Origin of the sequence: Bartonella sp. CL70QHWL (assembly GCF_042194855.1) — a bacterium.
GTDB lineage: Bacteria > Pseudomonadota > Alphaproteobacteria > Rhizobiales > Rhizobiaceae > Bartonella.
In genome coordinates this window covers 1-3,922 of record NZ_JBHINJ010000049.1, presented here as the reverse complement: position 1 = coordinate 3,922, position 3,922 = coordinate 1, and the positions used below count along the sequence as shown (strand labels likewise).

General features: G+C 37.3%; 2 pseudogenes. Both read left to right on the top strand.

What is annotated here, in order from left to right:
• Positions 1-24: 24 nt before the first annotated feature.
• Positions 25-1,631: pseudogene (locus ACFIJZ_RS09330) on the top strand (YfjI family protein).
• A 578-nt stretch (positions 1,632-2,209) separates the two neighbouring features.
• Positions 2,210-3,922 (top strand): annotated as a pseudogene (locus ACFIJZ_RS09325) (DEAD/DEAH box helicase family protein); the annotation flags it as partial.

Sequence of the window (3,922 nt, the reverse complement as noted above, 5' to 3'; positions counted from 1 at the left end):
TTACTTTCTTAAAAGAGGGAAACTATGAAAGATAGTAATTTACAAAACAATAATGAAAATACTCCCGTCAATGATAACGATAATGTCTCTTTAAACGAAAATACTTGTTTAAAAGCCATTTCTTATGAACAAGCCTTGCAACAAAATGGTTGGGGGCAATTACAACCGATTGCTACGGCTCTCTTACCCGTCGAGCCTTTTAAAATATTCCTGCTTCCAACACCATTAATAAACTATGTTTATGACGTTGCTGATATTCAACAATCTTCTATCGATTTTGTTGCTGTTTCTGCTTTATGTGGATTGTCTGCTGTCATTGGAAATGGCGTGCGGGTTTCTCCAAAACAACATGCCAATTGGAAAATTGTTCCTAATCTCTGGGGTGCCTTGTGGGGGAACCTTCAACTATGAAAACAGATACCATGGAAGCTGCTTTAGCACCTCTTGATGTTTTTCAAGAGGAATGGCATCAAGAATGGTTAAAGAAGAAAAAACAGCAAGAAACAAAAGATATTCTTATTGAATTAGACAAAAGAGAAAAGAAAAAACAAGCCTACAAAGCACTCAAAGATCAAGACGAGGAACAAGCCCTTGCTCTTCTTTCTCAATCTCTTGAACATAAAGAAAGTGAGGAAGATGACACGCTTAATAAACGACGTCTTATTGTCAACGATGTGACCGTCGAAAAGCTTGGGGAATTGTTAAAAGAAAACCCCCGTGGTCTCTTGTTGGTTCGTGATGAATTATCTGGTTTTTTATCCGATTTGGAACGGAAGGAATATCAATCAGACCGTTCTTTCTATCTAACAGCTTTTAATGGCAAAAAATCATACACCTATGACCGTATAGGACGTGGAACCATTTTTATTCCCAATGCAACCATTTCCATTATTGGAGGCATTCAACCTTCACGAATTATTCCCATCATTCAAGCCATGCACCATGGAATAAACGATGACGGTTTATTGCAACGGTTTCAAATGATTGTGTGGCCCGATGAAAATCAAGAATGGAAATTGATTGATAGACCGCCCAATCAAGAGGGCTGGCAAAAGTATGAAGGTGTTTTTCGCTCTTTTCGTGATAAACGATTAGGTTCTCCAGAACACCCGCTGATCATGCGTTTTATGCCAAAAGCACAAGAGAAATTTTATGAATGGTTAGAAAACCTTCATAGAGAAGCAAAAGGGGGTCGTTTCTCCGAAAGCTTACAATCGCATGTTTTAAAAATGCCAAAGACCATAGCAAGCCTTGCGTTAATTTTTGAACTTCTTGATAGTGGTGGTTTTGAAATTGGTCTCTATGCCATTACAACAGCATTGCGTTGGGAAAAATATCTATTAAGTCATGCAAAACGTCTTTATGCGGCGAATGATACATTAACAGCAGAGCGTGCAAAATTAATTGTTGAACGCTGTGATCATTTACCCGATATTTTTACAGCAAGGGATGTTTATAAACGTGATTGGAAATGTTTAACAGACAATCAAACCGTTAAGCAAGCTTTAGAGCTTTTATGTCGTTGTAACTATATTCGTGAAATCTCTGGAGAGAATAACTCCCAAGGCGGTCGACCTACCATACGTTATGAATGGCACCCCTTAGTGAAAAGTCATAAGACATCACACTGAGGCAATTTGGAAATCTTATAAAACATTAAACAATATAACAGTGAACCTTTAAAGCACTCCCCATCATTAGTTATGGGGGTTATGGGGGTTCTTTTTACCCCCCTTTATATATATTTTTTAGTCAAAAATAAAAGTTATTATATTTCAAGTGGTTAATATTTTACAGATCTAAAAAAACAACCTATATCGACATTACAACCTATAAATTCAACCAATAATATATGTTTTGTAGGTGTTTTGGGGGTTTTAAAAACAGACAAAACCTATCTATAAAATAATTCATAAAACTTATCAAAATACTCATTCTGATGTTTTAAAGTCCATGGTGCATTTGTCTTGATTAACAGGTCAATTAACACATCAAATAAACAGCAAATTTCACTATTTTGCTGATCTTATCCCATGTCATGGGCTGTGGATAAACAGCATTAAAAAAAACTTTTGAAAAAAATTTATCCGCTTTTTAGCATTTTCCGAATTTTTCACACTATTCATTCAAAATGGATTTAATAAGCTTCATTTTGATTCTTTTGAAGAGAATTAATCAATAGAATATATTGTCATGGAGTTTATTCTTTATGCTTCGCCCTCATCATTCTGATCATGAACATGTCTCTTTACGCTCTCTCTTAGAATATTATCGTCAACAAGCAAAATCACCTCGTGAATTGGGAACACTGTTCGAAAATCTTGTCATGGCTTATCTTATGCATGACCCTCTCCATTATGGACGATATGAAAAGGTAGAAACCTATTATGAATGGGCTGAAGAGCGTGAAGGTTGGAATAAAAATGATATCGGCATTGATCTGGTTGCTAAGCTTCGTCATCAAGAAGGCTATGTGGCTATTCAGTGTAAGTTTTATAAAGCAGATCATCAGATTAGTAAAAAGGATATTGATAGCTTTATCGCTGCCTCTGGAAAAGACATCTTTAAATATCGTCTTCTCGTTGATACCACAGAAGTGGAATTAAGTGACAATGTGAATGCCATGATTAAAGGACAAGCGATACCCGTTTATCGTATTGACCTTCGTCATATGGAAAACAGTCGGATAGATTGGCAAATATTTGCAACAAAACAAGAAGTTCTTCTGAAATCAACAAAAGAGCCTCGTCCCCATCAAGAAGAAGCCATCAAGAAAGTCTGTGAAGGGTTAAAAGAAGCAGATCGTGGCAAGCTGATTATGGCATGTGGAACGGGGAAGACTTTCACTAGCCTTAAGATAGCAGAAACCATAGCAGGAACAGGCAAGCGTGTGTTGTTTCTGGTTCCTTCTCTGGCTTTAGTTTCGCAAACAATCCGTGAATGGACAGCCGATGCACAAGTCCCGTTGCGTTCCTTTGCGGTTTGTTCTGATACGAAAGTAGGCAAGCGTCGTAAAAACCAAGATGATATTGTTGGCATGGAAACATCAGATCTTGTTCTCCCTGCTACAACAGATGCGAAAGCCCTTGCCAAAGAAGCTTGTGAAAACCTAGCAGATGCAATGACGGTCATCTTTTCAACCTATCATTCTATCCAAGTGATTTCGGATGCACAAAATACCCATGGGTTACCTGAATTTGATCTGATCATTTGTGATGAAGCCCATAGAACAACTGGTGTTGTGTTGGGAACAGAAAAGCATGAATCTGAATTTATCAAGGTTCATGACAATAGCATTATTCGAGGCAAAAAACGCCTCTACATGACAGCAACCCCAAAGATCTTTAGTGACAAGCTGAAAAGGAATGCTTTCTTATCCAATAACGTTTTGGTGTCCATGGATAATGAAAAACTCTATGGCAAACAACTTTACACTTACAACTTTTCACGTGCTTTAGAGGATAAGCTGTTATCACCTTGTAAAGTTATCATATTAGTTGTCAACGAAGAAGAAGTAAGTCAATCCATTCAACATCTGATTACCGATAAAGAATTATGAACTTATTCTCGATGATAGGACCAAGATTAATGGCTGTTATAGAGCCCTTACCAAAATGGATCTGAAACTTGATCTTGAAGATGACCCCAAGCCCATGCGTAGAGCTTTAGCTTTTTGCAAAGATATTGATACTTCTAAACGCATATGCAAAAGATTCAAAAAAGTAAAAGTGCAAGAATCTTTACGCGCTCTTCATAAAAACTATAAAGATGCTCCTCCTCTTAACTGTACCCTTGCCCATATTGATGGAACCTTTAGTGCTAAAGAGCGTACAAAACAACTTGACTGGTTAAAGGAAGATGCGGGGGAAAATACTTGTCGTGTACTTACCAATGTACGCTGTCTTTCTGAAGGTGTTGATGT